The following is a 25,186-nucleotide window of genomic DNA, read 5'->3' on the forward strand; positions in this document are numbered from 1 at the left end:
TCAGTCGTGGCCGCCTAATCCCTCCACGATCCGCACGGTCTCCATCGCGACCCGGGTCACGCGCCCGATGAGGTCCACGATGTAGCGGGGATTGCCCACCTCATCGGCCCAATCATTCGGGTCATTGACAATTCCCGACGCCTTGTCTGTCTTCACCTGATAGCGATCAATCAGCCACGCCACCGCCGAGCGCGAACCCAGCATGTACTTGTCGGCCTCCGCCGGGATCCCTGCGATGGTCACCCGCTTGTTGTAGATCAGCGTGGTGACGTCATTGACCCGCTTACCCGTCTCCGGGTCCTTGTACTTGGCCCAGCGCATCTTCTGCACACGCCAGGTCTCACGGTCCGACTCATCGCCCTTCACCTGGATGTCCAGCGGCCAGGGCTCGACGTCCTCATAACCCACATGCAGAGCCATGAGCTCCTTGCCGGCCCGTGCGAAACGGTCGAATCCCTCCCGCGACTCCGGCGTCTTAATGTGCGGCAGCATCTTCTTCAGATCCGCCTTGTAGGTCTCCCGATACTCCGGGTCATGCAGCTTGCCATAGACGAAGTGGAAGATGTCATCGCCCGAAATGTCATTACCGAGCGCCTCACGATAGATCTGCTTGATGTCCTCGGTGATGTTATCGACGCGCACATAGCCCTCGACGACCTCACCAACCTGCCCATACATGCTGGCCTCGCCGGCCTGCTGGACAGCGCCCTCGCCGAACAGGCCGCCATCGTCGGCCTCGACGGGTTGCCACGTGAAGCGGGGGAAGAACTGGCCGGTATCTAGCGTGTGGAGGTTGGGCAGCAAATCAGTCGCAATTAATCCGAAGTCATAGTGCGATGCTGATCCAGTCAGAACGTATCCGATGTTCCTGTGCAGCGGAGTCGGGAATATTGATGGGAGCTGATATATGCGATGGTTTAATTGACGATCGAAATATACGTTTTGCTTGTTAAATGGTCTGTATAGCGATTGGGTCGTATGTCCATGGTTGAGGATCTGGGCTCGGCGGTTCAAATATGAGGTTAGACTTGAGGACCATTTGATTCTATTTCCTTCAGATAATTCAGGAAGGCGCCTAAACAGGTCAGTAGGCGTTTCATTCGGCTGTATCGCAGCAAGGGCATTGTTGTAACCCTTCTTGAGTTTTTTGACCGAAGATTCAAGTTTGTCTGAAGATGACGAGTAGACCCACGCGTCTCTATTAGTTTGAAGACCTGCTGAATAGATTGAAAAGAGCTTTACTGATCCTCCCTTCTTCTCGCCGAGCACGGGCCAGGTCTCGAATTCTGGATCTCGCTGATAAAGCCAGTCGCCGTACTCGTTCGGTTGGACCTTCTTCCACTCGATGGTGCTGATGGAGTTCTTGTCGACAACGCTGAGCTTCTCCGACTTCGAAAGGTATTCGCCGATATTGTGATAGCGCAGATTGAATCCTTTTTTCGAGACATCCTTTACGCCGATAAAAATGCTAACACCGACACGGACATCAAAAACGTTACCACCCTCACGCTTCGCTAATTCTCCAGATATACGTGAATTACCCCGAAGATTAAAAACATACATATCGCTGAAATCTTCAGCGAAAGATAGGCGTATACCGTCTCCGGTATTGCCATCGATCCATCCGTTATTTGTAACGAATCCTACTATTCCTGAATCGCCAATTCGGTCGGTCGCCCATCGGAAAGCGCGCAGATAAGAGTCGTAGAGCGAGTTCTTATTCGTCGCTGTGGATTTCGCCGCGTAGGTTTCCGCAATACGCGCGTCGAGGGTCGGGTATTTGAGGTTGGCGTTGAGATCATTCGCGCTCGTCTGTCCCGCGGAATAGGGCGGGTTGCCAATCACCACGTTGATGGGCGCGGCTTTCTGGCGTTCGATCGTCTCGTTATTCGAGGTAAAGAGCTTGAGGTCCCCGATGTCGCCGTCTTCGTGGATCTGGAAGGTGTCGGCCAGCGCGATGTTCCTAAAGGTTTCGTAGCCCGGGGCGTCCTGGCCCTCGCGCTGCGCCCGCTCGGCTTGCAGGGCGTTGTACGTCGTCTCGATGTTCGCTGCTGAGACGTAGTAGGCCAACAGCATGATCTCGGTGGCGAAGAGCTCGCTGCGGTATTTGCGTTCCAGGTCCTCGGGCCGGATCAGCCCGGACTGGAGGAGCCTGACCATGAAGGTGGAGGTTCCCGCGAAGGGGTCGAGGATGCAGGTGCCCTCGTCGGTAAGTCCGCGGCCGAAGTGGGCGCGGGAGACCTCGTCGGCGGCGCGGAGGATAAAGTCCACGATCTCCACAGGTGTATAGACAATTCCCAGGGCCTCGGCCTGCTTCTTGAAGGCTTTGCGGAAGAAGCGCTCGTAGAGGTCTTTAATCACCTGCTGTTTGCCGGATGCGCTGGTCACCGCGGCGGCGCGGGTGCGCACGGAGTCATAGAACTTCTGCAGGGTGTCGGTCTCGGATTCCAAGCGGGCATCCGAGAGCGCCGCCACCATCCGCTCCATCACCTGGGCCACCGGGTTGTTGGCCACGAAGTCATAGTCCTCAAAGAGGGCGTTGAAAACGGGCGCGGTGATGAGGTGCTGGGAGAGCATCGAGATGGCATCATCCCGGGTGATCGCGTCATTGAGATTGGCGCGAAGCCCTTCCGCGAAAGCGTCGAACTCGCGGAGAAGGGTGTCGTCCGCCCGGTCCAGCAGCGCGGAAATGCGGGTGACCTGGTTCTCGGCGATTGTGGCGACGTCGTCAGCCCAATCCTCCCAGTAGGTGCGGGTGCCCACCTTGTCCACCAGGCGGACGTAGAGGGCCTCCTGCCACTGCTCAAGGGAGAAGAGGACCAGTTGTTCGGTCAGGCCGCTATCAGAATCAGGCTGTCGGGGGGGGGGGCTTCCTCAGATGTGGAGGTCCGCGCCTCCGGGCGGTCCTCGGGCGCGGGGGTGTCCGTCGTCGGCCCCACGTGGCCAGACTCCAGGGGAAGCTGCTCCGTGTTTCCCTCGTTGAGGGCGATAGAGTTGACCATGGCGTTGAAGCGGTCATCGTGGGCGCGGAGCGCGTTGAGGATCTGCCAGACCACCTTGAAGCGCTGGTTGTCTTTGAGGGCCTCGGAGGGGGCGACGTTCGCGGGGACCGCCACCGGCAGGATGATGTAGCCGTAGTCCTTGTCCTTGGCCTTGCGCATGACGCGCCCCACGGACTGCACCACATCCACCATGGAGTTGCGGGGGTTGAAGAAGATCACCGCGTCCAGGGCGGGCACGTCGACGCCCTCAGAGAGGCAGCGGGCGTTGGTGAGGATGCGGGTTTCGTCCTCCTCCATGGGGGACTCCAGCCAGGAAATGCGCGTGTTGCGTTCCATCGCGTTCATGGCGCCGTCCACGTGCTGGGCGCGGACCTGCAGGTCAGCGTTGAGGAGGGAGATGCCTTTGGCGTCGGCGTTCTCCTCCAGGGACTCCTGGAAGCTCGCGATGATGCTGGGGTAGGACTCCGCGATCTGCTTGGACGTCTTGATGTCCTGGGCAAAGGCCACGGTGCGGCGCATGGGCTGGGCGTTCTCCTCGAAGCCGCCCTTCTTCCCCTGGAGCGCGCCCGAGCGCTTGGCCAGGCCGTTCCAGGCGCCGATCATCGCGGAGGCCTGCGTGAGGTTGACGTCCGGCTCGGAGCCCTTGGCGCGGGCGAGGGCGTCGGCCGCCACGGACTCGTCCACGGTCATGACCAACACTTTGTAGTCCGTGAGCAGGCCCTTTTCCACGGCCTCGCCGAAGCCCAGGCGGTGGAACTCGGGCCCATAGGTGGCCTCGTCGTCCATGGAGGCCACCTCGGCGGAGTGCTCCTCGGCTTTTGCCTTCACGGTGTCGTCATAGAGCCGGGGCGTGGCGGTCATGTAGAGGCGCTTGGCGGCCTGGATGTAGTGGGCGTCATGGATGCGGGTGAAGTTGGAGGCCTCCTCGCCGGCGAGCGTGACGCCCGTGGTGCGATGCGCCTCATCGCAGATGACCAGGTCAAAGGGGTCCAGTCCCAGCTGCTGGGCCTCGTGGACCGCGGGGAGGGACTGGTACGTGGAGAAGATGACGTTGAGCCCCTTGGCGCGCTTGCCGGAGGAGAGGCGCTCGACGATCTGGGCGCCCTCCGTCGAGACCGGAACCTCCAGGTCATAGGTGGCGATGTCCTCCGCCTTCCTCCCGACCTTGGTGTCCGAGCACACCGCGAAGCTGCGCAGATCCAGGCGGGCCTGGGCGGTCCACTCCTTGAGCGTCTGGGAGAGCAGCGAAATCGAGGGGACCAGGAAGAGCACGCGGGCGCGGCCGCCGTTCAGCTCCGCCACCTGTTCTGCCAGGCGGAGGGCGGTGAAGGTCTTGCCCGTTCCGCAGGCCATGATGAGCTTGCCGCGATCGTGGGTTGTGAGCCCCTCGATGGTTTTTGTGATCGCCACCTGCTGGTGGGGGCGGGGCTCGAAGGTCTCCCGCTGGGAGAGGTTGATCTGGATGTCCTTCTGGTGCTCCGAGCCCGGGAACGCCACGTCCCAGTTGATGGGGGAGTCCGCAATATCCGCCAGCCCAATGCGGTTCGTAGGGATGAGCTGGTTGGCCAGGGCCTCCTCCGCGTGGGAGGACCAGCGGTCTGTCGTCGAGATAATGAGGCGGTTGGCAAAGTACTCCGGGCCGTCCTCGGTCTGGAAGCTGCGGCCCGATGCCTCAAAGAAGGAATCCAGGTGCTTCTTCGAGATCGTCGTGGTGTCCTTAAAGAACTTGCACTGGATGGCCGTCCACGTGTCGTTCTCCGCGCGATGCGCCACCAGGTCAATGCCGGTATCGACGGCACCACCATTGAAACGCCAATCCGCCCAGCGGCAGACCTCATCGAATTGGCTGGCCATCACGGGGTCCGTGCGGAGGTAATTGACCATCAGCTTCTCAAAGGCGATGCCATACTTCGCCTTCGGCTGATTCTCGCGCAGCTGTTCCAGGACCTCAGAGAACTTGGACATGGTTCATATTGTGCCCCAACTCATCCCGCGGGGCGGGGTGCGCCCCTCTGGTGGGGGAACCCGGCCCCACCCAGCGCAGCAGAAAACCCCCGGCGCCGTGGCACCGGGGGCTTCGTCTCTGCGGAGGATGTGGGATTTGAACCCACGAGGGGCGTGAACCCCGCACGCGTTCCAGGCGTGTGACATAGGCCGCTAGTCGAATCCTCCTGTACCGCAGCGGCTTTCACCGTTGCGTACTCATGAGAGGGTACACAGTCCCCAAAGGGATGTGCAAATTTGGGGCGTTGGGGGAGGTCGCGCGGGGTATGGGCGTCGAGAACACCCCGGCGGCGCCTCACGCTGCGGGGTGGGATTGGCTATCTCGGGGGAAGGGCGCTAAGGTTGCGGGCAGGATCTCGCGCGGCGTGTATCTTGTGAACTCCCCCAGGGCAGGAATGCAGCAAGGGTCAGCAAGCTCTACCGGGTGCGCGGGGTCCCCTTTTTTATGCGCGGGGCACCAGCGGGGAGCGCGGCGCTGGGTATCCCCTGATCGCGTGGCCCTGGTCTAAGGTGAGGAACAGGAACCCGGCACTCACTGAGGGTTCTCTCAGGTCCCATCACCGTGAAGGAAGGCAAGAGAAGGTGACCACGATGGCCCAACCGCTGCGCTCGGCGAGCCCGGACGAGTTGAAGGAGCTCGCGCAGGATGTTCGCGCCCGCTATGAGGAACTGAAAGCAAAGAACCTGGCCCTGGACCTCACGCGCGGGAAGCCCTCCACGGAGCAGCTCGACTTCGCGCAGGAGCTCCTCAGCCTCCCGGGCGATGAGGTGAAGGCCTCCGACGGCTCCGATTGCCGCAACTACGGCAACCTCAAGGGCATCCCGGACATTCGCAGCCTGTGGGCCGAGGTCCTGGGCCTGCCGATGGAGCTCGTGTACGCGCAGGACTCCTCCAGCCTCAACATCATGTTTGACCTCATTTCCTGGTCCTTCCAGTTCGGGAACAACGATTCCCCGCGCCCCTGGAAGGATGAGGAGAAGGTGCGCTGGATCTGCCCCGTCCCGGGCTATGACCGCCACTTCACCATCACGGAGCAGTTCGGCGTGGAGATGGTCACCGTGCCGCTCACCGAGGACGGCCCGGACATGGACCAGGTCCGCGAGCTGGCCCGCGACCCGCAGGTCAAGGGCATGTGGTGCGTGCCGGTCTTCGGTAACCCCACGGGCATCACCTTCTCCGAGGAGGTGTGCCGCGAGCTGGCCAGCATGGAGGCCGGCGCCCCCGACTTCCGCATCGTGTGGGACAACGCCTACGCGGTCCACACCCTCACCGACGAATTCCCGCCGGTCTACAACGTCATCCGCATGGCCGAGGAGGCGGGCAACCCCAACCGCTTCTGGTTCATGTCCTCCACCTCCAAGATCACCTTCGCCGGGGCGGGCGTCGCGTTCTTCGCCTCCTCCCCGGAGAACCTCGCGTGGTACTCCTCCATCGCGGGGGTGCGCGGCATCGGGCCGAACAAGATCAACCAGCTGGCCCACGCGCGCTACTTCGGCTCCGCGGAGGGCGTGCGCGCCGTCATGCGCAAGCACGCGGGCTCCCTGGCGCCGAAATTCCAGCGTGTGTTGGACATCCTCGAGGAGCGCCTGGGCGGCTATGAGATCGCCACGTGGACGAAGCCGCAGGGTGGCTACTTCATCTCCCTCGATGTTGTCGACGGCACCGCGGCGCGCGTCGTGCAACTCGCGAAGGATGCGGGCATCGCGCTGACGGGGGCGGGCTCCTCCTTCCCGCTCCACAAGGATCCCAACGACCGCAACATCCGCCTCGCGCCCTCCCTGCCGCCGGAGGAGGAGATCGCCACCGCCATGGACGGCGTGGCCACCTGCGTGCTCCTCGCCGCCGTGGAGAAGCTGGGCGCCTAGGGCGGTAGCTCGATGGATCTCGACGGCACCACGTACTGGATCTCCACGCTCTTCCCCGGTGAGCTGGAGACCCTCACGCTGCCGGCCCCCGGATTCGGCGACCTGCACCTCTCCGCCGGCGAGGTCGCCGAAGGCCAACTCCTCGCCTGCACCCGCGGCTTCGCCGAGTGCGACACCGGCTTGCATGGCACCGAAGGAGAGCTCGACGGCATTCCCATCCGCAGCGAGCTCTTCACCATCCACGCCACCTCCCGCAGCACCGAGCCCGCCTGCCAGGCGCTGCGCGCCGCCGTCTCGCAGATCGCCAGCGCCAACGCTGAGCTGCGCGGATGCCTGCCCGCCCAGCCGGGGATGCTCCTGCCCGAGCCCCTCGACGTCCCGGGCTGCACCGTGAGCAGGGGACTGCTCGTGGTCCCGTGGGTGTGGGGGCCGCAGGTCCCGCACCTGGCGGAGAAACACCGGCAGACGATGATGCTCCAGCTCCTCATGCTCACCGAGGAGGAAGCGCAGTACGCCCACACCTACGGGGTGGGGGCGCTCCAGGAGGAAATGGTGAACACCGGGATCAACGTCATGGAGTGGACACGATGAGCGCACCGATAATCCTTGCCGGCGCCTGGGTACCCGAGGGCGGCTGGGGGGAGGCGCTCATGCAGGAGCTCGGCATTGAGCCGTGGCGCATCCCCGTGGTCATCGTCTCCGCTGTGTGCATCTACCTGGTCTTTTTGCTGCTGACCCGGCTCTTCGGCCAGCGGATCCTCACGGCCACGACATCGCTGGAGGCGGTCGTCGTCGTGATGTTTGGGGCGGTGGCGGGCCGTGTGATTATCGGCCACCCACCGACGCTCGCCGCCGGTGCCATCGGCCTGTGCACCCTCGTGGTGATGGAGCTGCTCTTCGGGCGGCTGCGCAGCTACGCCCGCCAGCGCAGCGACCACGGGCTCTTCCGGGTGGACCCGGTGCTCGTGGTGGCGCACGGGAAGGCACTGCCCGAACTGCAGAAGAAAGCGCGGGTGAGCGATGAGGACATTGCGGTTTTCCTTCGCCGCAGCGGGCTCACCCGGCTCTCCCAGGTGCGCTACATGATCCTGGAGGCCAACGGGAACCTCTCCATCATCCGGGCGGACCAGGAGTATGACCCGGGGATTCTCGTCGGGGTGGTGGGCGCCGAACGATATGGAGAGTGCCCCAGGTAGGCTCAAGCCCGTGGCACTTTATCGGAAATATCGCCCCTCCACCTTCGCGGAGGTTGTAGGTCAGGAGCAGGTCACCGGGCCTTTGTCGGTGGCCCTCGACTCCGGGCGGATTAACCATGCCTACCTCTTTTCGGGGCCGCGGGGGTGCGGAAAGACGTCCTCAGCGCGCATCCTCGCGCGCTCCCTCAACTGCGAGCACGGGCCCACCTCCACGCCGTGTGGCCAGTGCGCCTCGTGTCGCGCGCTCGCCCCGGGAGGGCCGGGGACCCTCGACGTCACAGAGCTCGACGCCGCCAGCCACAACGGCGTCGAGGACATGCGCGAACTCCGCGACCGCGCCTACTACGCCCCGGCGGAGTCCCGCTACCGCGTCTTCATCATCGACGAGGCGCATATGATCTCCAACGCCGGCTCCAACGCCCTGCTCAAAGTGGTGGAGGAGCCCCCGGAGCACCTCATCTTCATCTTCGCGACGACCGAGCCGGAAAAAGTCATCGGCACCATCCGCTCGCGGACGCACCACTACCCCTTCCGCCTGCTCACGCCCCAATCCATGCGAGGGCTCCTTCAGCGCACCGTCGAATCTGAGGGCGTGCACGTCGAGGACTCCGTCTACCCCCTCATCATCCAGGCGGGCGGCGGCTCCCCGCGTGACTCGCTGTCTATCCTCGACCAGCTCCTCGCCGGCGCCGGCCCCGATGGCCTCACCTACGAGATGGCCCTGCCCCTCCTCGGCGTCACGGACCTCTCCCTCATCGACGCTGCCATCGACGCCCTCGCCCGCCACGACGCCGCGGCTATGTTCACCACCGTCGACGACGTCATCGAGGCGGGCCACGACCCCCGCCGCTTCGTCACCGACCTGCTGAGCCGGCTCCGCGACCTCATGGTGCTGCAGTCCGTCCCCCAGGCGCTGGAGCTGGGGCTCGTCGACGCCCCCGCCGACCGCGCCCGCGTCCTCCAGGAAGAAGTGGCCCAATTCGGCCCCGGGCACCTGCCCCAGCTCGCCGCGATGGTCAACGAACGGATGGCCGACATGCGCGGCGCCACCTCCCCGCGCCTGCTGCTGGAAATCCTCTGCGCCCACCTCCTCATGCCCGCCGGCAACGCGCCGGGGCAGATCATCGCCCCCGCGCCGACGGCAGGCGCTGAAGGCGCTGGTGGTGCTGGTGGCGCGGGTGCTGGCGCTGCTGGTGGTGCTGGTGCTGCTGGCGCGAAGCCCTCCTATGAGCGGCCCTCCCAGCGGCGAGCCCGCGAGGCCGCCGAAGCCGTGGCCCGCAAGAACGCCGCGCCGGCGGAGGAGCCTGTGCGGGAAGAGAAGTCGGTGGAGGCCGAAAAGCCGGTGGAATCCAAGCAGCCGGCGCGGGTCGAGGAGCCGGCGCCCGCCCCCGAGCCGCAGCGCGAACCGGAACCCGCCGCACCCTCCGAACCCCGCGCGGCGGAGGCGTCGTCGTCGGCACCACAGCCGGAACCGGAGAGCGAGCCGGAAGAGTCTCAGGCCCCCGAGAGCACCGAGGACCCGGTGGGGCTCATCAAGGAGAAGTGGAGCGAGCTGCGCGCGGAGATCGGCAAGCGGAACAAGGTGGCCGCGATCATGCTCACCGAGGCGAAGGTGCTGGGCATCAAGGAGGGCACGCTGGTGCTCGGGCACAGTACCGGGGCGCTCGCGGCGCGGCTCAATGATGCGCAGAAGAACGAGGTCATCGTGGCCGTGCTCAAGGATGTGCTGGGGCTTGAGCTCGCGGTGCACTGCCAGGTGGGCACGGGTGCGCCCGGAGCGCCGGGGGCGGCTGCGGGGGCGGCTGCGGGGGCGGCGCCTCGGACGGAGTCCCGGAACGCGCAGGGGGCGGGTGAGTCTCGCGCCCCAAAAGACCCTGATCCGGCGGAGAGGTCCTCGCGGCCGTCGTGGCGCGATATAGCGGAGCGCGGCCGCGCCCACGCGCGCGAGCACGCCAAATTCAACAACGGGGTGCCTCTGCCGCCTGAGCCCGTCGACGAGGGTGAGGACGCCCCGCCGCCCGAGGACACCTCGGCCAGATACGCGCCGAGCCAGGGGGCTGGCGGGCAGCGCGGGCCCGGCGGTGCTGGCGGTGGCGCTGGCACTGGTGCCGGTGCGCCTGCCGCGTCGAGCCCGGCGCCGAACCCCCAGCCGTCCTCGCAGCCTCCCGCGCCGCTCAGCGCCGAAGAGGAAGAGGAGGAGATGGTCCGCCAGGCGGCCGAGGAGCCCGGGGAGATGGACCACCGGGATGCCATGGACGTCGCGATGGAGCTCCTCGAACGCGAGCTCGGGGCGAAGCCGCTCTAAGCGGCGGGGCGGCTGGGCGGCTAGACGGCTAGGAGTCGAAGCCCATCCCGAGGGCGTCGAGGAGCTTTAGCCACGGGCCGCGGCGGCCGCCGCGCTGATCAGAGCGGATGAGCGCGCGGGTTGTCAGCGTGATCCCCAGCCAGGCGATGGGCTCCGGCGGGAAGGGGATGGGCTTGGTGCGCACCATCGCGAGGTCGCGGCGCTCGCTGGCGCAATCATCCAGCTCATCGAGCATGACCTGCGCCGCAAAGCGCGACGCCCCCACGCCAAGCCCGGTGAACCCCGCGGCGGAGAGCACCCGGCCGCCGTGGGAGCGGTGGAAGAAAGGGAAGAAGCGCGAACACGTGTCAATCGCGCCACCCCATGCATGAGTGAAACGGACCTGCCCTAGCTGGGGGAAGGCCTCGTGGAATTGGCGCGCCAGGGTGCGGAATGTCTCGGGGCGCTGATCAAAGCGCGGTGACATTCTCCGGCCAAAGTGATAAATAGCGTCCCACCCGCCCCAGAGAATGCGCTGATCTTTTGTTAAGCGGAAGTAGTGGAATTGGCTCCCGATATCTGCCAGCCCCTCCCGATTCTCCCAGCCAATACTCGCGAGCTGTTCGGCGCTGAGCGGCTCGGTTACCAGAACATAGTCATACACCGGGACCGTATGCCACCGAAGGGAACGCACCAAGGAGGGGAAGACATTCGTCGCGAGAATCACCTTGCTCGCCCTCACCTCCGCCTGTTCGGTGTGCAGCGACACCCCCCACGGCCCCGAACTCACCTTCGTGACCAGGGTGTTTTCATAGATCTCGACGCCCAGATCACTCGCCACCCGAGCGAGTTCCCACACCAGCTTGGCCGGATTAACGATGGCATTCCCCCTCCGATCGCGCAGTCCCCCTAAGAACACCGGGGAACGCAGATAGCTGTGCAATTCCTCCGGGCCCACCCATTCCAGCCCCGCCTCGGGGGCGTGAGCGGCTTTGAGCCCTGGAACGTGATGCTCTTTTGTCGCGAGATCAATTTCTCCGGTGCGCTCAAAATCGCAGTCCATGTGATAGCGCTCGATGGTGGATTCAATCTCATCAAGATTCTGAATCCCCAATTCCAGGAGCTTATCGACTTCCTCCGGCAGGTGCTTTTTTCCATTGTCATATCCGTGCGTGAGGCTCGCGGAGCAAAATCCCCCGTTTCGCCCGGAGGCCGCCCACCCGAGGGTGTTGGCCTCCACGAGGACCACGCGGCGCTGGGGGTTTCTTTCCTTCGCCAGAAGTGCGCTCCACAGCCCGGTGAAACCGCCGCCCACGATGGCGAGATCCGTACTCACCGTGGCGTTCACGCTCGGGCGCGGCGCGGGGCGGCGGGGATCGTCGAGCCAGAACGGAGTATCCGAAGCCCCGGCCAGGGCGAGATCGACGTCGAATGCAGTCATCATGATCACTCTCTCAGAGGAGTTGGAAAGAAGCAGGTGGGAGGGGGCGAAGAGGAAGAGGCGCTAGCCGGCCATGGTGCTGATGACCTCCTTGGTGGATGCGCCACTGCGGCGCAGGACAAGGGCCACCAAGCCGAGCGCCAGGAGCGTGAGGATCAACATGATGGTGGACATGGCGGCCACCTCGGGGCGCAGGGCCACGCGCACCGCGGAGAAGATATAGACCGGCCACGGGGTGTAGCCAGGCTGCTGGACGAAGCTGGAAAGAATGGTGTTGTCCAAGCTCAGGGTGAACGCCATGAGCCCTCCGGCCAGGATGCCAGGGGCGGCAATGGGCATGGTGATGTCCTTGAACACGTGGAAAGGCGAGGCGCCCAAGTCGGCTGCGGCCTCCATGACTCGACGGTCGACGCCGCTCATTCGGGCCCGGACGATGAAGGTCACCACCGCGACGGAGAACATCGTGTGCGCGATGACCAGGCGGACAAGGCCGTGGTTCATGGGGGAGAGGTTGGCGTCGACCCCCAGGGTGACGAACCACGGGAGAAACGCAATACCATCGACGATTTCCGGGGTGACCATGGTGAGAACGAGGATCCCGCTGAGCCCCACCGCCCACCACTGCCCGCCCGGCGCGTGGGCGAGGGCCACCCCAGCAATGGTCCCGAGGAGCGCCGAGAGGGCCGCGGCGAACACCGCGACGATGAGCGAGGTGACGACGGAACTCACGATGACATCGTTATTAATCGCCCGGATATACGCGCCCACTCCGAAGCCATCCCAGGAGGCCAGAATGGTCCCCGAGTTGAAGGAGTAGACAACGATCACCGCGATGGGGAGAAAGAGGAAAATGAACACGAGGATTCCCCAGATACGTAGGAGAGTATTCATGATGCGGCCCCTTCCTGGTGAGCAGACGTGACGGGTGCGGACGGCGTGACCCCATCGAGGGAGAGCGCATTCACCCGCCGCATGATGAAGGTGACGAGGTAGCCAATGAGGGCGGCGAGGAGAATGACGCTCACGGTCGCGAGAATGAGGGTCACTGCCATCGCCGATCCCAGGGCCCAGTTTTGGGCCGTGGTGAATTGTTGCGCGATGACTTGGCCGATCATGGATCCGCTGGCCCCGCCCAGCACGCTGGCCGTGACATAGTCCCCGGTCAGGGGGATAAAAACGAGGAGGCACCCGCTGATAATGCCCGGTTGTGCCAGCGGCAACGTGACGTAGAAGAAGGTTGCCACTTTTCCGGCGCCAAGGTCATAGCTCGCCTCCCGGAGTGCATGTCCTGCACGGTCGATAGCGACGAAAAGCGGCAGGATCATTAAGGGGAGGTAGTTATACACCACACCGATTTGCACGGCCTTGCGCGTATACAGCACGTCGATGGGATAACCCAGAATCTGGGAAATGACTCCCTCCGGGGACAAGATCACGTGCCAGCCAATCGTACGAACCAGGAAGTTTGTCCAGAAGGGCACCATCACGATAGCCAAAAGGAGGCCTCTCCACTCTGGCCGCACCTTGATCGCCAGCCAGTACGCGAAGGGGAGCGCAATGACGAGGCAGAGGAGCGTCCCCGTGATGGAGATCCGCAGCGTGTGGAGGAATGTGATGAGGACAGAGCCGCTGAAAACCGCGCGATAACTGTCCAACCCCAGGTGGTCTGTGGCTACAGCGGAGAACTCATCCGGCTTATAGCCGAAGCTGTAGTAGAGCACCATCGCCACGGGGATGAGGAAGAAAAAGACGGCATAGGCCCAGGTGGGGAAGGCGAGGGCGGCGGGCCCCCACCGGCGAACGATCATGTTTTTCATGTTCCGCTCCTCGTCTGGGCGGCGCTGAGAATCTCTACGCGAGTGCCCATGGTCTTATCGTGGACGCATTCCACGAGGCGGTTAAGGATGTCATCCTCGGGGAAGATGAGATCCGAACGATCAAAGGTCTCGGACATATCTTTCTCATGAAGGAATCGGGCCCCGGTGGAATATCCGATGTAATCAACCTCGGCGAGGACATTCTCCTCCGTGAGAATGTCATTGAGGAAGGCATGCGCGGCATCGGGGTGGGCGGCTCCGCGCGCGATGCACCAGACGTCGTACCACAGGTTTGCGGTGGGGGTGGGGAATACGAATTTCCAGCGATCGGGATCGTCGGCATTGAGGATTCCCTGCCGGGCATCACCATTGAAGGCCTGCATGAGGGTGAATCCGCCCTGGGACATGGCGGTGGCGGCATTGCCCACATAGGCCTTGACGTGCGGCGCGATGCCCTCGACGACGAGCTCCCGGCATTCCTCAAGGACCCGCGGATCCTGGGTGTTGAGGTCCTCATTGCGCGCGCCCAAAGCAATGGCGCAGACCTCCCAGGCGTCTTCCAGCACGGCAACTTTCCCGCTGGCCTGCCCCTGGGCGAGCTCAACAAAATCAGCCCAACTGGTGGGATTCCCCGAAATCGCCCGCGTGTCATAGACAAAGCCGGTGGTACCAAAGCACTTGCACACGGCGTAGGTGTTATCCGGATCTATGGACAGGTGGCGGAAGCGGTCATCCACGAAGGAAAGGTTGGGAAGCAGATCCCTATTGAGCGGTTGGAGGAGCTCGTGCTCCACCATCTGCGGAACCATATAGCTGGAGGGAACAACAATGTCGTAGCCAGAGGTCCCCCTCGACGCCGACAATTTGGCGATGAGCTCCTCATTCGAACCGTAGGAATCGACGTTCACCCGGATATCATTCCGCTCGCTGAAGCGGGAGAGCACGCCCGGATCGTCATAATCTCCCCACGAGTAGATATTGAGCTTATTTTCCAGGGTGCCATCTGTTGTGGTGGCGGGAGCCATGGTGCGCGATGACGTGCAGGCGCTGAGGCCCCCGCCGGCCAGTACCGCGCCGGCGCCAAGCGCCATTCCCTTGAGAAGCTGGCGGCGGGAGAACCTCGGCCGGAGAATCGACAGGTCAGAATTACTCATCGCTAAACACCTGCACTGCATCATCGGACCAGCTCACGGTGGCGTGATCGCCCTCGCTCACGGAGGGGGCAGAGCGCGCCGGTACGCGAACAAGAATCTCGTGCTGATCGGCTAAGCGCACAAGGAACGTGACAGCATCTCCCCGAAAAGACTCGCCAATCACGACGCCACTCACCACATTGGTGCCCAACTCATTCTCATTCGAGGCGCTCGCATCGAAGGGCGCAATCCGCATATTCTCCGGGCGGATAGCGGCCAGAACTCGCTGGCCGCGCCGGAATTCTGGATAACTCCCCGCAACCTTGAGCATTTCCCTTTCACCGCGGAGGATGAGGTACTCGCCCTCATTGCTCTCGACGCTCGCAGGAACGAAATTCTGCTTGCCGATAAACCCAGCAACGAATGGGTTCGCCGGGTGCTGGTAAATCTCCTCGGCGGAATCGACCTGCTGCACCACGCCGTGGTTGAGGACAACCACGCGGTCGCTCATCGCGAGGGCTTCCTCTTGGTCATGGGTGACAAAGATGAAGGTCAGGCCCAAATCGGTGTGGAGGCGGATGAGCTCGAGCTGCATTTCCTCGCGCAGCTGCCGGTCCAGGGCGCTCATGGGCTCATCAAGGAGAAGCACCGTCGGCCTGTTAACGAGAGCGCGAGCCATAGCCACGCGCTGCTGCTGCCCGCCGGATAATTGGTGCGGTTTTCTGTCCGCGAGGTGATCCATGCGCACCAAGGACAGCGACTCTTTGACGCGCGCCGGGATCTCTGCCCGAGGGACTTTATTGCGCCGCAGCCCGTAGGCTACATTCTCCGCGACACTCATGTGCGGGAAGAGGGCATAGGACTGGAAGACGGTGTTTACGGGCCGTCGATGGGGAGGAAGAGCGGTGAGGTCCTCGCCGTCGAGCTCTATTCGCCCGGAGGTCGGGTTTTCGAATCCCGCGATCATGCGCAGCAACGTGGTCTTTCCACATCCAGAGGGGCCGAGGAGGGAGAGAAATTCCCCGCGGTGAATATCAAGAGTGACGTCGGCGAGCGCTGTCACGTCTTTGAATTTCTTTTCGACATGGGCGAGGCGCAGAACAGGCGGTTGCGTTGAAGTCATCACAATGACGGATCATCCTTCCTTTTGTCCCCACCGGGTGGCGAAAACCTATCCGTGACTGGGAGCAACCACGAGAAAGTGGATGCCATTCATTTTTCTGTGGTAGCCATTATGGCATGACCTAGATCACTAGGGAAGGGGAAAAGTGTTCAGATGCGCCTCGAGGCTTGACAGAGTGTTTAGAGATCGCCCCGGTTGCCGGCGTCAAAAGCGCAAAGTGCCAGGTGAAGGCTGAAGAGGTCAGAGCCGCGGGAGAGCGTCATCCCCAGCAGGTTCTCGATGGTGCTGATCCGGGTATAGAGCGCGGTCCGTGAGATATGGAGTTCGGCGGAGGCTGCCGAACGAGAGGTGGGATGCTCCACGAGCACGCGGAGGGTCGCGAGGAGGTCGCTCTTATTCTGGGCATCGTAGCGGAGGAGGGGGCCCAGGATCTGCTGAGAGAAATCAGCGAGGTGAACATTGTCCGCAAGGTGCGTCATGAGAACGCTGAGCGGAGTGGAACCCACGACGCGGAAACCGGGGGACTGCTCCGGCTGGGATCCGAGAAGCCTCACCGCATGGACGACGTCGAGAGGACTCCTCACCGCCGGCGACATGAGAACAACCGCCTCCGGCCAGTGCCGCTGCACAAGCTCGGGGATCACCTCGCGTGGGCTGCTATCCGTGGCGGAGATGAGCGCCACCACGTGCTGCGGATGCTCCGGGGGAGGGGCGATGAGCACGTCCCACGGGGGCGAATGCCTGGCCAGCACCCGGCGGATCTCATCCACCCCGAGGGGCTGCCGAAACTCCAGCGCATAGAGGAAGCGCTCATGGGTGCGGAACCCCTGAGCGTTGAGGACCTCCGTCATTCCCTCGACCGTGGTGAAACGATTCCCCAGCAGGCGCTCCAGCGCGGTCCGGTCGCGGAGATCCTGCCAGGACTGGGGGTCCCGCGCACCGTGCCGCTCGACGAGCAACGCAATCGCCGCTTGCTGCAGCACATAACCCGGAGCGATCTTGAGCTCCCGTGAGAGCTCCGAGCCCTGCCCGTCCGCCTCCTCCTCTAGGTACACCAGGCGCCCCCACTGCGTGCCCCGAGCAGTGACGTCGAGGCAATACCCCTCACCATCCGGCAAGGGGGTGGGCGCGATAATGGTCCCGACGCGGCCAAGGCGCGCCTCCCACCGCCTGGACCTCGCCGCCCACTGCTGAAGGAGGGCGGAGGGCGGGCGGTGCCCCTCGGAATAATAAATCACCTGGTGGAGGGGGTTTTCGAGGATGATCGGCGCCCCGAGGAGACGGGCTGCATGGGTGATGATCTGTTCGGGCGAGGCGCCTCGGATCATCATGGCGGTGAACGTCTCCGCGATGTGCCGCATACTCGTGGCGCGCTGGGTTTCCTGCTCCAGCAGGTGGTGGTGAATCTGCTCGCTGATGTCGACGAAGCGGATTTCCTCCTCAATGCACACGAGGGGAAGCGAGTGCTCGCGGCAGGCATCGACCAGCTCCCGGGGCGGGGTGACCCATTCGGTTCCCAACTCGACGACGAGCACCGCCGCCCGAACCTTCGCGAGCTCCGCCACCACGGCGCGAAGATCGATCCCCTGCCACCCGGCACCCGTGGTGAGCAGGAGCTCCCCGCCGCTGAGGAGCTGCGCGACCCGAGGCGATTCCGCGACGTGAACCCACCGGATGGGACGGTGCAGATCGTCCTTTCCCACGAGGACCCTGAGAGGCACCCCCGCGAGCGCGGGGAGGGAGAGGACATCGGCGATAGTGAGGGGACACGGCGTGGCGGGGCGGGGCTGGGAGTCGTTCTGCGGCACGCTTGACACACTGTCCACTTCCTGCGGAACTGAGGACACATCTCGCGCGTGTTCTGGGGTGGTGCGTGTCACAATCGTCACAGTAGCAAACAGCTGATTACTCGAAAAGAGAGCGAGGTTCTGCCGTGACGCACGTGGCGCATACTGAATCCGAGTACAGGGAATTGACGGAAGAACAGGTTCGGGCATGGGATCGTCATCACGTCTTTCATTCCTGGTCTGCGCAGGACGAGATTGCCCCGTTGCCCATCGCCTCAGCGAGGGGATCAACATTCACGGACTATTCCGGGAAGACCTATCTGGATTTCAGCTCGCAGCTTGTCTATACCAACCTGGGTCACCAGCACCCCCGACTCGTGAGCGCTCTCCAGCGCCAAGCCGAAAAACTGGCGACGATAGCCCCCGGTTTTGCCAATGACGCCCGCGCGGAGTTGGCCCATGACATTGCCGAGATCGCGCCCGAAGGAATGGACTACGTCTTCTTCACCAATGGCGGTGCTGACGCCAATGAATACGCCATCCGCTTAGCGCAGCAGGTGACAGGCCGCGCCAAGGTCCTCAGCGCCTACCGCTCCTATCACGGTGCGACCGGAACGATGATTGGCGTCAGCGGTGATCCCCGCCGCTGGGGTGCAGAAAGGGGTGGGCACACGGGCGCGGAATCTCGACACTTTTTTGGCCCCTACCTCTACCGCAGTGCGTTTTGGTCGCAGACCCCGGAGGAGGAAACACAGCGTGCTCTCCAGCACCTGGAGAACCTCATTGTCCTGGAAGGACCGGAGACGATCGCGGCGATCATTCTGGAATCCGTCGTGGGAACAAATGGCATTTTGGTGCCGCCGCCGGGGTATCTTCCCGGGGTCCGTGAGCTGTGTGATCGCTACGGAATCTGCTATATCGCCGATGAAGTCATGGCGGGTTTTGGCCGGACTGGGCAGTGGTTCGGGTTTGAGAATTTTGGGGTTGCCCCGGATCTGATCACGTTCGCGAAAGGTGTGAATTCCGGTTATGTTCCCCTGGGCGGTGTGGTGATGCGCAGCGAGTTCCGGGATTTCTTCGCGCACCGTCCCTTCCCCGGTGGGCTGACGTACTCTGGCCATCCGCTCGCCTGCGCCGTGGGGGTGGAGAGCATGAGGGTCTTCCGGGAAGAAGGGGTGCTCGAGCACGTCCGTGACCTCGAAGAACGTGTGATGCGCCCTGGCTTGGCGGAATGTGCGAAGCGCCACGAGGGCATCGGGGAGTTCCGAGGCCTCGGCCTCTTCTGGGCGGTGGAATTGGTCCGCGACCGGGATACTCGAGAGCCCCTCGTTCCCTTCTGTGCCACCGGGGAGGAGAAGAAGCCGATGGCGGAACTGGCAGCAGCGTGTCACGCGCGAGGCCTGTGGCCGGTGGCGGTGGATAACCGCCTGCACCTCACCCCGCCGCTCACGATCTCTGAGGAGGAGCTCACGAGGGGGCTCGACATCCTCGATGATGCGCTGAGCGCGTGTGGGCTCTAGGCGGAAAGGCAGTCACAAGGGAGGCGCTGTAGAGACAGCGCCTCCCTTGATGTGCTGAGTGCAATTAGTGCGTGGGGAATCCGAGGCTGATCTGGGATTCATCCGGCTGTGGCCACCGCGTGCTCACCACTTTGCGCCGCGTATAGAAGTGGAAGGCCTCGGGGCCGTACATGTGTGTGTCCCCGAAGAGAGAGTTCTTCCACCCGCCGAAGGAGAAGGTCCCCACCGGCACGGGGATGGGAACATTGATCCCCACCATTCCCACCTCAATCTCCTGCTTAAACTCCCGCGCAGTTTTCCCGTCCCGGGTGAAGATGGCGACACCATTGGCGTAGGTATTGGCATTAATGAGGGAGACAGCATCGTCGAAAGTGGGCACCCTCACCACGGAGAGGACTGGCCCGAAGATTTCGTCATCATAGACCTTCATTCCCGGGGTGACGTGGTCAATGAGGGTCGGGCCAACAAAATAGCCCTCGGAGGGATATTCGCCTGTGCGTCCATCTACCACGAGGGTGGCGTCGCTGCCTTCCACAGAATCGATGTATCCGCGGACTCTGGCCTGCGCTGCGGCGCTGATGAGGGGGCCAAGGTCGCTCTTCTGGGAATCGCCGGGGCCAACGGTGAGGTTCCGCGCTCTCTCGGCGATTTTTTCTACCAGTTCATCGGCGCACTCGCCCACCGCAACGATCACCGATACAGCCATACACCGCTGGCCTGCGGCTCCAAAGCCTGCGGACACCGCAGCATCCGCCGCGGAATCGATGTCGGCATCCGGCATCACGACCATGTGGTTCTTAGCGCCTCCCAGTGCTTGGGCGCGCTTCCCGAGTCCGGTGGCCCGGGTGTAGACGCTGCGCGCAACGGGCGTCGAGCCCACGAAAGATACCGCCTTAATGAGAGGGTGATCGATGAGGGATTCGACGGTGTCCTTCTGGCCGTGAATGACAGAGAAAATCCCGTCCGGTAGCCCGGCCCGGGTAAAGGCGTCGGCAATCCAAAGAACCGAGCGCGGAACCTGCTCCGAGGGCTTCACCACCACCGCATTACCAGCGGCAATAGCAGCCGTGGTCATCCAGAGTGGGACCATCGCCGGGAAGTTGAAAGGGGTAATGCAAGCGACCACGCCGAGGGGTTGCTTAAGCTGTTCGACGTCAATCCCCGTCGATACCTGGTGCGCAATCTCTCCCTTGAGATGGTGCCCCAGGCCGGCGCAGAATTCGACATTCTCCAGCCCCCGAGCAATTTCCCCGCGGGCGTCCGGAAGAGTCTTTCCATTTTCTTCCGTGATAATGGCCGCTAACTCATCGGCCTCGGTGCGCAGAATATGGGAGAGCTGGAAGAATACCGCGGAACGCTTGCCGAGCCCCACGGCGTTCCACGCCTTCTGCGCTGCTGCCGCTCGACGCACGACGTGGTCAACGCACTGCTCATCGGCGCACTGGAGCTCGCCGATGGTCGCGCCCGTGGCCGGATTATTGACCAGGACACGTTGTCCTGCCGTCGCGGACTCTAATCCCAGGTCAGAAAGATCTGTCAAGGAGCCATCGACATAGTGCTGAATACGCGGGGTCATTCGTTATTTCATCCTTCTCAAGGGTGATGGGGGTTCTCATATTTCGCCAGGAGGGTCCAGTCTTTCGCGATGTCGCCTTCCTCATCGAGCCGGATTTGACGCTTCTGTTGCCCCTCATACGAGCGGAAAGGAACGCAGCGCGAGAGAAGTGCCATCGCGAACGTGGCGCAAGTCTCAAAGAGAGCTGTTTTTGACGCACTCGACAGTGTATGATGTGCGAACTAGTCGTGCGAGACAGTTTTTTGCACCACCTGTGTGCACATATGCAGATGGCTGGCTGAAGGCGACACGACGAGTAGCGGTGAACCAACGAGGCGTGTCGGATACAAGGCAGGACGTGGGATGGCAAAGCGAGTAGATACTGCCCACCTCGAAGCGCTGGTGACTTTTCTGGCCGTAGCGCGTTTAGGTCATTACGTGGCCGCAGCGCAGTATCTGGGGGTCAATCACACGACGGTGTCCCGACGAATCCACGACTTAGAGAAAGCCCTCGGCGGCCCGCTCCTGGTGCGGGCGAAGAATGGCTGGGAATTAAGCGCACTCGGGGAGCGGACGTTGAGCCTCGCCGAGCAGGCGGAGGAGGTCCTCCACGGGTTGGGTTCTCTGCGGTTGGATGATGCAGCACCGCTTCTTCGCGGACTCGTCAGGATCGCGGCGCCGGACGTTTTTTCTGTCCATGTCATTACCCCGGCGATGGCTGCTCTCCACAAGGACCACCCGGAACTGGATATTGAGCTCATTACGGCCACGCAGCGGGCCCGTCAGGGGCGGTCGGGAATGGATATTGAAGTGGTTGTGGGGAAGCCGCAGGTGCTGAATTCGGTGACTCGTCCCGTCATGGATTATCACCTCCGGCTGTATGCGTCGAGGGATTATGTGGCCGAGCACGGAGAACCCCGGAGCATGAAGGAGCTGGAGGGCCACCCCATCAATTTCTACGTGGAATCCGGGCTGCAGGTGGATGATCTCGATAGCGGCAGGCAGTCACTTCCGGAGCAGAAAGAGGGGCCGAAGGGGATTGCCTCGACGAGCGTCTTTGGCCATGTCTCCGCCACCATTCACGGCGCGGGGATCGGTCTTTTGCCGGATTATCTCGCTGGCCAGCATGACTTTGTCCCCATTCTCCCGGAGGACTATCGCCACCCCGTGAGCTATTGGGTGGTGGTACGCAAAGAAAACACCCGAAACCCCCGGGTGCGGGCGTGCTTAAGGGCGATTGAGCAGCGCGTGGCCCACATGGGTGCCGGCACCGCCCATCCGCACCACCCCTAAAGCCCCGACTGTTCCTTGGCCTCCCGGACATCAACACGGAGGATTTCTGCGCCGCCGCCGTTGACCCGCGCGACCGCCTTCGGCTACAACGACACAATGGATGCCGACGCCCGCCAAGCGCTTCGCCGCCAGCTCGCCGAGCAGCGCCTGGATGACCTCCGGGGCGGCCGGGTGACGCGCGGGGGAGGCGTCGTCGACCCCCTCCCGGAGGATGCCCCGCCTTCGTCCGCGATTATCACGCCTACTACAAGACGGAGCGCGGGTATCATCCGCGCTCCCTGAACGCGACGGATGGCTGGGCGGTGACCTCCACCCAGTCCCTCGTCAACGCCCGGATGCTGGCCTTCACCGGGGAGATCGAGGGCCCGGTGCTCGTCGTGCCGGGGGCCAGCCACGTGGACCTCTATGACAACCCCGAGGCCATCCCCTTCGACCGCCTCGCGGAGTTCTTCGCCGCGGCGGCCAGCGAGGGCACCCGCTCACCCAGCTAGTGTGCCCAGCGCTCCACGATGGACCTGTGCCCACCCAGGAACGCCACGAACAGCAGGATGAAAATGAGCCTCACCAGCTGGAAGGCGACGACGATCGGCCCAATGTGGTACTGCGAGGACAGCGCCATGACCGTGTCGATGGCCCCGGGCGTGGTGGCCAGGTAGGCGTCGATATATCCCACGTGGAGCAGGGCGGACACCGCCAGCGCCAGCCCCGCGCAGAACGCCATGAGCAGGACCGTGAAGAGCAGCAGCGGGGCGAGGAGCTTGGCAAAGAGCTTGAGGTCTGCGACGGAAATCGCGCCGCCGCAGAGCCAGCCGACGGTGAGGAGGGCGGCGTCGCGCAGGTAGACCGGCGGTTGGAGGGTGAAGTAGTCGGGGAGAATCGCGCCCGCGAGGACGGTGAGCAGCAGCGGGCCGAAGACGCTCGGCGCGGGGATGTGGAGCTTCCGCGCGAGCGGCCCGCCGGCCAGGGCAATCGCGATGATGAGCAGCACCGAGGCCAGGTTGAGCTGCGGGGCGGCAGCCGCGGCGGCAGCAGGGGATTGCGGGCGGGCAATGCCCACCACGATGGGCAGCGACATCGAGACGATGAGCACCCGCAGGAACTGGGACAGGGTGGTGAGCCGGTGGTTGACGCCGAGCTCCATGGCCATCGTCGCCATGTAGGAGGCCCCGCCCGGGAGCATGGAAATGACCGAGGTCGTGGGGCTCAGCGAGCGCGACCAGCGGAAGAGCAAGTATGCCGCCCCGATGCTGAACCCCAGGATGAGCAGGCCACACGCCACCGAGGGGAGCAGCAGCGGGGCCAGCTCCCGCACCTGCGCGGTGAGCAGCGGCGCGGCGGCCAGCACCCCGATGAAGCCGCGGCACAAGGAGCTATACCACGTCGTGACGCGCAGCTGCTGGCGCCGGACCAGCGCCACCACGCCCGAGCCGATGATCCCCGCGAGCAGCCACGCGGCCGGAACATCGCACACAGTGAGCAGCACGCCCAGCGCGACCGACACCACCACGATGACGATCCACGGTCCAAGATTCTGAGGGCGTTGCACTTCCTCCACGCTAATGTGAGCTCTGACATATGTCTACCCGCTCGTGTACGATGGCCCTACATGTGACTCGGGACACGAAAGAGGGATATCTATGCGGTGGGAAACACCCCATCTCACACGTCAGCGCCAGGGGTCGGCGCTCCTCGCCACCGGAGCGGCCGCGATTCTGCTGGCCATGATGCTTGTGCTCAGCGCCTGCGCCGCGCCGGGCTCCAACGAGCCGGAGGCGGACTTTCCCTCCCGTGAGCTCACGATCATCGCCGGTGGAGGGCCGGGCGGTGGCCTGGACACCGTCTCCCGGCAGCTGGTGGACGCCATGCAATCCACGGGTGTGGAGCAGCGGCTGACCGTCGTCAATAATGCCGCGGGCAACGGAAACTCCGCGCGGGCGAACGTGCTGTCCAGCCCGCACAATGGCTACCGGGTGGTCATCGACTCCAACCGGGTCATCCTCAACACGATGATGGGCAACACCGAGCTGGATTTCGAGGAATTCGCGCCGCTGGCCTCCCTCTCCACCGACCACATGGTGTGGGTGGTGCCGCAGAACTCGCCCTTCCGATCGGCGCGGGACGTCATCGAGGCGGTGAAGAAGGACACGCAGTCTGTGACCTTCGGTATCGGCTCCATTCCCTCCGATGAGCAGCTCAACATCCTCCTCCCCATGAAGACCTCCGGCGTGAAAGACCTGCGCTCCCTCAACATCGTGAACTTTCTCGACGGCGGGGCCGTGAACACCGAGCTCCTCGGCGGGCGCATTGACGTGGCCTCCACGGGCTACTCGGAGATCGCCCCCATGGTGGAAAGCGGCGACTTCCGCGTGCTGAGCGTCTCCGGGGAGGAACCGCTCGGGGACATCCCGAACTGGAAGAGCATGGGCATGGACGTGGTTCTCTCGCACTGGCGCGGCGTCTTCGGCCCGGCCGACATGCCCGAGAACACCAAACAGTGGTGGATTGAGTCCATGCGCCGCGCCACCGAGAGCCCCCAGTGGAAACAGCAGGTAGAAAACGTAGGCCTCATCCCCGAGTTCGTCCCCGGGGAGGAATTCCGCCAGCAAATCCTCCACGAGCGCGAGACCATGGCCGCTATCTACAAGGAAGTGGGGATCGCCAATGACTAAGAAGAACGTCCAACGCCTTGGGGCGGCGATCGCCCTCCTCATCGGGATCGGGTACGTCGGCTCCACATTCCTCATCTCGACTTACACCTCCAACCCCCTCGACATGGGCGCCCGCCCCTACCCCTTCCTCCTCGGCGGACTCTTCATCATCCTGTCGATCTCCTGGTGGGTGCAGACCTACGTGGCCCGCCCCTCCGCGCACCCCAAGGACTCCTCCGACCTCACCGACGAAGACCACGGCCCCTTCGAGCTCGGCGAGGACTTCTCCTGGCCGCGCGCCGGGGCACTCGTGGCCGTGAGTTTCCTTGCCGTCTACGTGCTCGAGTGGTGGGGATTCCTCATCGTCGGGGCGCTCTACCTCGTGGGCTCGATCATGGTGATGCGCTGGACCAAGCCCACGCCCCGGCAGATCATCCTCACGATCATCACCGGAATCATCGGGGCTTTCGCGGTGAAATTCCTGCTCAGTGACCTACTCGCCATCTACCTGCCCTAG

At 63.6% G+C, this 25,186-nt stretch carries 18 protein-coding genes, 1 tRNA gene, 1 other RNA gene and 1 pseudogene; 11 read left to right on the forward strand and 10 right to left on the reverse strand.

What is annotated here, in order from left to right:
• A pseudogene (locus L1O03_RS00670) lies at positions 1–4,967 on the reverse strand (DEAD/DEAH box helicase).
• 121 nt (positions 4,968–5,088) lie between these two features.
• Positions 5,089–5,174: transfer RNA gene (locus tag L1O03_RS00675), tRNA-Ser, on the reverse strand.
• A gap of 179 nt (positions 5,175–5,353) precedes the next feature.
• Here L1O03_RS00675 and ffs point away from each other — a divergent pair.
• From ffs to L1O03_RS00700, 5 genes are all read left to right on the forward strand, one after another.
• An RNA gene (gene ffs, locus L1O03_RS00680) (signal recognition particle sRNA small type) lies at positions 5,354–5,452 on the forward strand.
• Positions 5,453–5,597: 145 nt separating this feature from the next.
• A complete protein-coding gene (locus tag L1O03_RS00685; protein WP_236118023.1) occupies positions 5,598–6,872 on the forward strand; it encodes an aspartate aminotransferase type Ic in 1,275 nt (424 codons plus the stop codon).
• Between the two features lie 12 nt (positions 6,873–6,884).
• Positions 6,885–7,463, forward strand: a complete 579-nt coding sequence (locus tag L1O03_RS00690; protein WP_236117503.1) for a suppressor of fused domain protein — start codon at positions 6,885–6,887, stop codon at positions 7,461–7,463.
• Positions 7,460–8,068 carry a DUF421 domain-containing protein gene (locus L1O03_RS00695; protein ID WP_236117504.1) on the forward strand — a complete coding sequence of 203 codons (609 nt, stop codon included), beginning with the start codon at positions 7,460–7,462 and terminating at the stop codon, positions 8,066–8,068. Before L1O03_RS00690 ends, L1O03_RS00695 begins: the two co-directional genes overlap by 4 nt.
• Positions 8,069–8,078: 10 nt before the next feature.
• Positions 8,079–10,373 (forward strand): DNA polymerase III subunit gamma and tau, encoded by a 2,295-nt coding sequence (locus L1O03_RS00700; protein ID WP_236117505.1) that lies wholly within the window; start codon positions 8,079–8,081, stop codon positions 10,371–10,373.
• 28 nt (positions 10,374–10,401) lie between these two features.
• On the opposite strand, the gene L1O03_RS00705 is transcribed toward L1O03_RS00700, so the two are convergent.
• From L1O03_RS00705 to L1O03_RS00730, 6 genes are all read right to left on the reverse strand, one after another.
• On the reverse strand, positions 10,402–11,796 hold the full coding sequence (locus tag L1O03_RS00705; protein ID WP_236117506.1) for an NAD(P)/FAD-dependent oxidoreductase: 1,395 nt from the start codon (positions 11,794–11,796) through the stop codon (positions 10,402–10,404).
• A 60-nt stretch (positions 11,797–11,856) separates the two neighbouring features.
• Positions 11,857–12,684 (reverse strand): ABC transporter permease, encoded by an 828-nt coding sequence (locus L1O03_RS00710; RefSeq protein ID WP_236117507.1) that lies wholly within the window; start codon positions 12,682–12,684, stop codon positions 11,857–11,859.
• Positions 12,681–13,610 carry an ABC transporter permease gene (locus tag L1O03_RS00715; RefSeq protein WP_236117508.1) on the reverse strand — a complete coding sequence of 310 codons (930 nt, stop codon included), beginning with the start codon at positions 13,608–13,610 and terminating at the stop codon, positions 12,681–12,683. The genes L1O03_RS00710 and L1O03_RS00715 overlap by 4 nt, the downstream gene beginning before the upstream one ends.
• Entirely contained in the window at positions 13,607–14,764 is a 1,158-nt protein-coding gene (locus L1O03_RS00720) for a polyamine ABC transporter substrate-binding protein (RefSeq protein ID WP_236117509.1), read from the reverse strand. Before L1O03_RS00720 ends, L1O03_RS00715 begins: the two co-directional genes overlap by 4 nt.
• Positions 14,757–15,806 (reverse strand): ABC transporter ATP-binding protein, encoded by a 1,050-nt coding sequence (locus L1O03_RS00725; protein ID WP_236117510.1) that lies wholly within the window; start codon positions 15,804–15,806, stop codon positions 14,757–14,759. Before L1O03_RS00725 ends, L1O03_RS00720 begins: the two co-directional genes overlap by 8 nt.
• A 239-nt stretch (positions 15,807–16,045) precedes the next feature.
• Complete coding sequence (locus L1O03_RS00730) at positions 16,046–17,674, reverse strand: PucR family transcriptional regulator (protein WP_236117511.1); 1,629 nt, start codon at positions 17,672–17,674, stop codon at positions 16,046–16,048.
• Positions 17,675–17,799: 125 nt separating this feature from the next.
• Here L1O03_RS00730 and L1O03_RS00735 point away from each other — a divergent pair, with 125 nt between their 5' ends.
• On the forward strand, positions 17,800–19,173 hold the full coding sequence (locus tag L1O03_RS00735) for an aspartate aminotransferase family protein (RefSeq protein WP_420830262.1): 1,374 nt from the start codon (positions 17,800–17,802) through the stop codon (positions 19,171–19,173).
• A 64-nt stretch (positions 19,174–19,237) separates the two neighbouring features.
• Here the strand turns inward: L1O03_RS00735 and L1O03_RS00740 are convergent, their stop codons facing one another.
• Positions 19,238–20,749 (reverse strand): CoA-acylating methylmalonate-semialdehyde dehydrogenase, encoded by a 1,512-nt coding sequence (locus L1O03_RS00740; RefSeq protein ID WP_236117512.1) that lies wholly within the window; start codon positions 20,747–20,749, stop codon positions 19,238–19,240.
• Positions 20,750–21,091: 342 nt separating this feature from the next.
• On the opposite strand from L1O03_RS00740, the gene L1O03_RS00745 reads away from it, so the two are divergent.
• From L1O03_RS00745 to L1O03_RS00755, 3 genes are read left to right on the forward strand one after another with little or no spacing between them, the layout of a single operon-like run.
• The gene (locus tag L1O03_RS00745; RefSeq protein WP_268913441.1) at positions 21,092–22,021 is read left to right on the forward strand and encodes a LysR family transcriptional regulator; all 930 of its coding nucleotides are present in this window, start codon (positions 21,092–21,094) and stop codon (positions 22,019–22,021) included.
• A gap of 60 nt (positions 22,022–22,081) precedes the next feature.
• Positions 22,082–22,303, forward strand: a complete 222-nt coding sequence (locus tag L1O03_RS00750) for a hypothetical protein (RefSeq protein ID WP_236117514.1) — start codon at positions 22,082–22,084, stop codon at positions 22,301–22,303.
• Between the two features lie 20 nt (positions 22,304–22,323).
• Positions 22,324–22,512, forward strand: a complete 189-nt coding sequence (locus tag L1O03_RS00755) for a hypothetical protein (RefSeq protein WP_236117515.1) — start codon at positions 22,324–22,326, stop codon at positions 22,510–22,512.
• Here the strand turns inward: L1O03_RS00755 and L1O03_RS00760 are convergent.
• Positions 22,509–23,567, reverse strand: coding sequence for an AbrB family transcriptional regulator (locus tag L1O03_RS00760; protein WP_236117516.1), 1,059 nt, complete (start codon positions 23,565–23,567; stop codon positions 22,509–22,511). The two genes, L1O03_RS00755 and L1O03_RS00760, sit on opposite strands and share 4 nt — an antisense overlap.
• A 91-nt stretch (positions 23,568–23,658) precedes the next feature.
• Between L1O03_RS00760 and L1O03_RS00765 the strand changes: the two genes are divergently transcribed.
• Entirely contained in the window at positions 23,659–24,690 is a 1,032-nt protein-coding gene (locus tag L1O03_RS00765; protein WP_236117517.1) for a Bug family tripartite tricarboxylate transporter substrate binding protein, read from the forward strand.
• On the forward strand, positions 24,683–25,186 hold the full coding sequence (locus L1O03_RS00770; RefSeq protein WP_236117518.1) for a tripartite tricarboxylate transporter TctB family protein: 504 nt from the start codon (positions 24,683–24,685) through the stop codon (positions 25,184–25,186). Before L1O03_RS00765 ends, L1O03_RS00770 begins: the two co-directional genes overlap by 8 nt.

This window comes from Corynebacterium uropygiale (genome assembly GCF_021568315.1).
Lineage (GTDB): Bacteria > Actinomycetota > Actinomycetes > Mycobacteriales > Mycobacteriaceae > Corynebacterium > Corynebacterium uropygiale.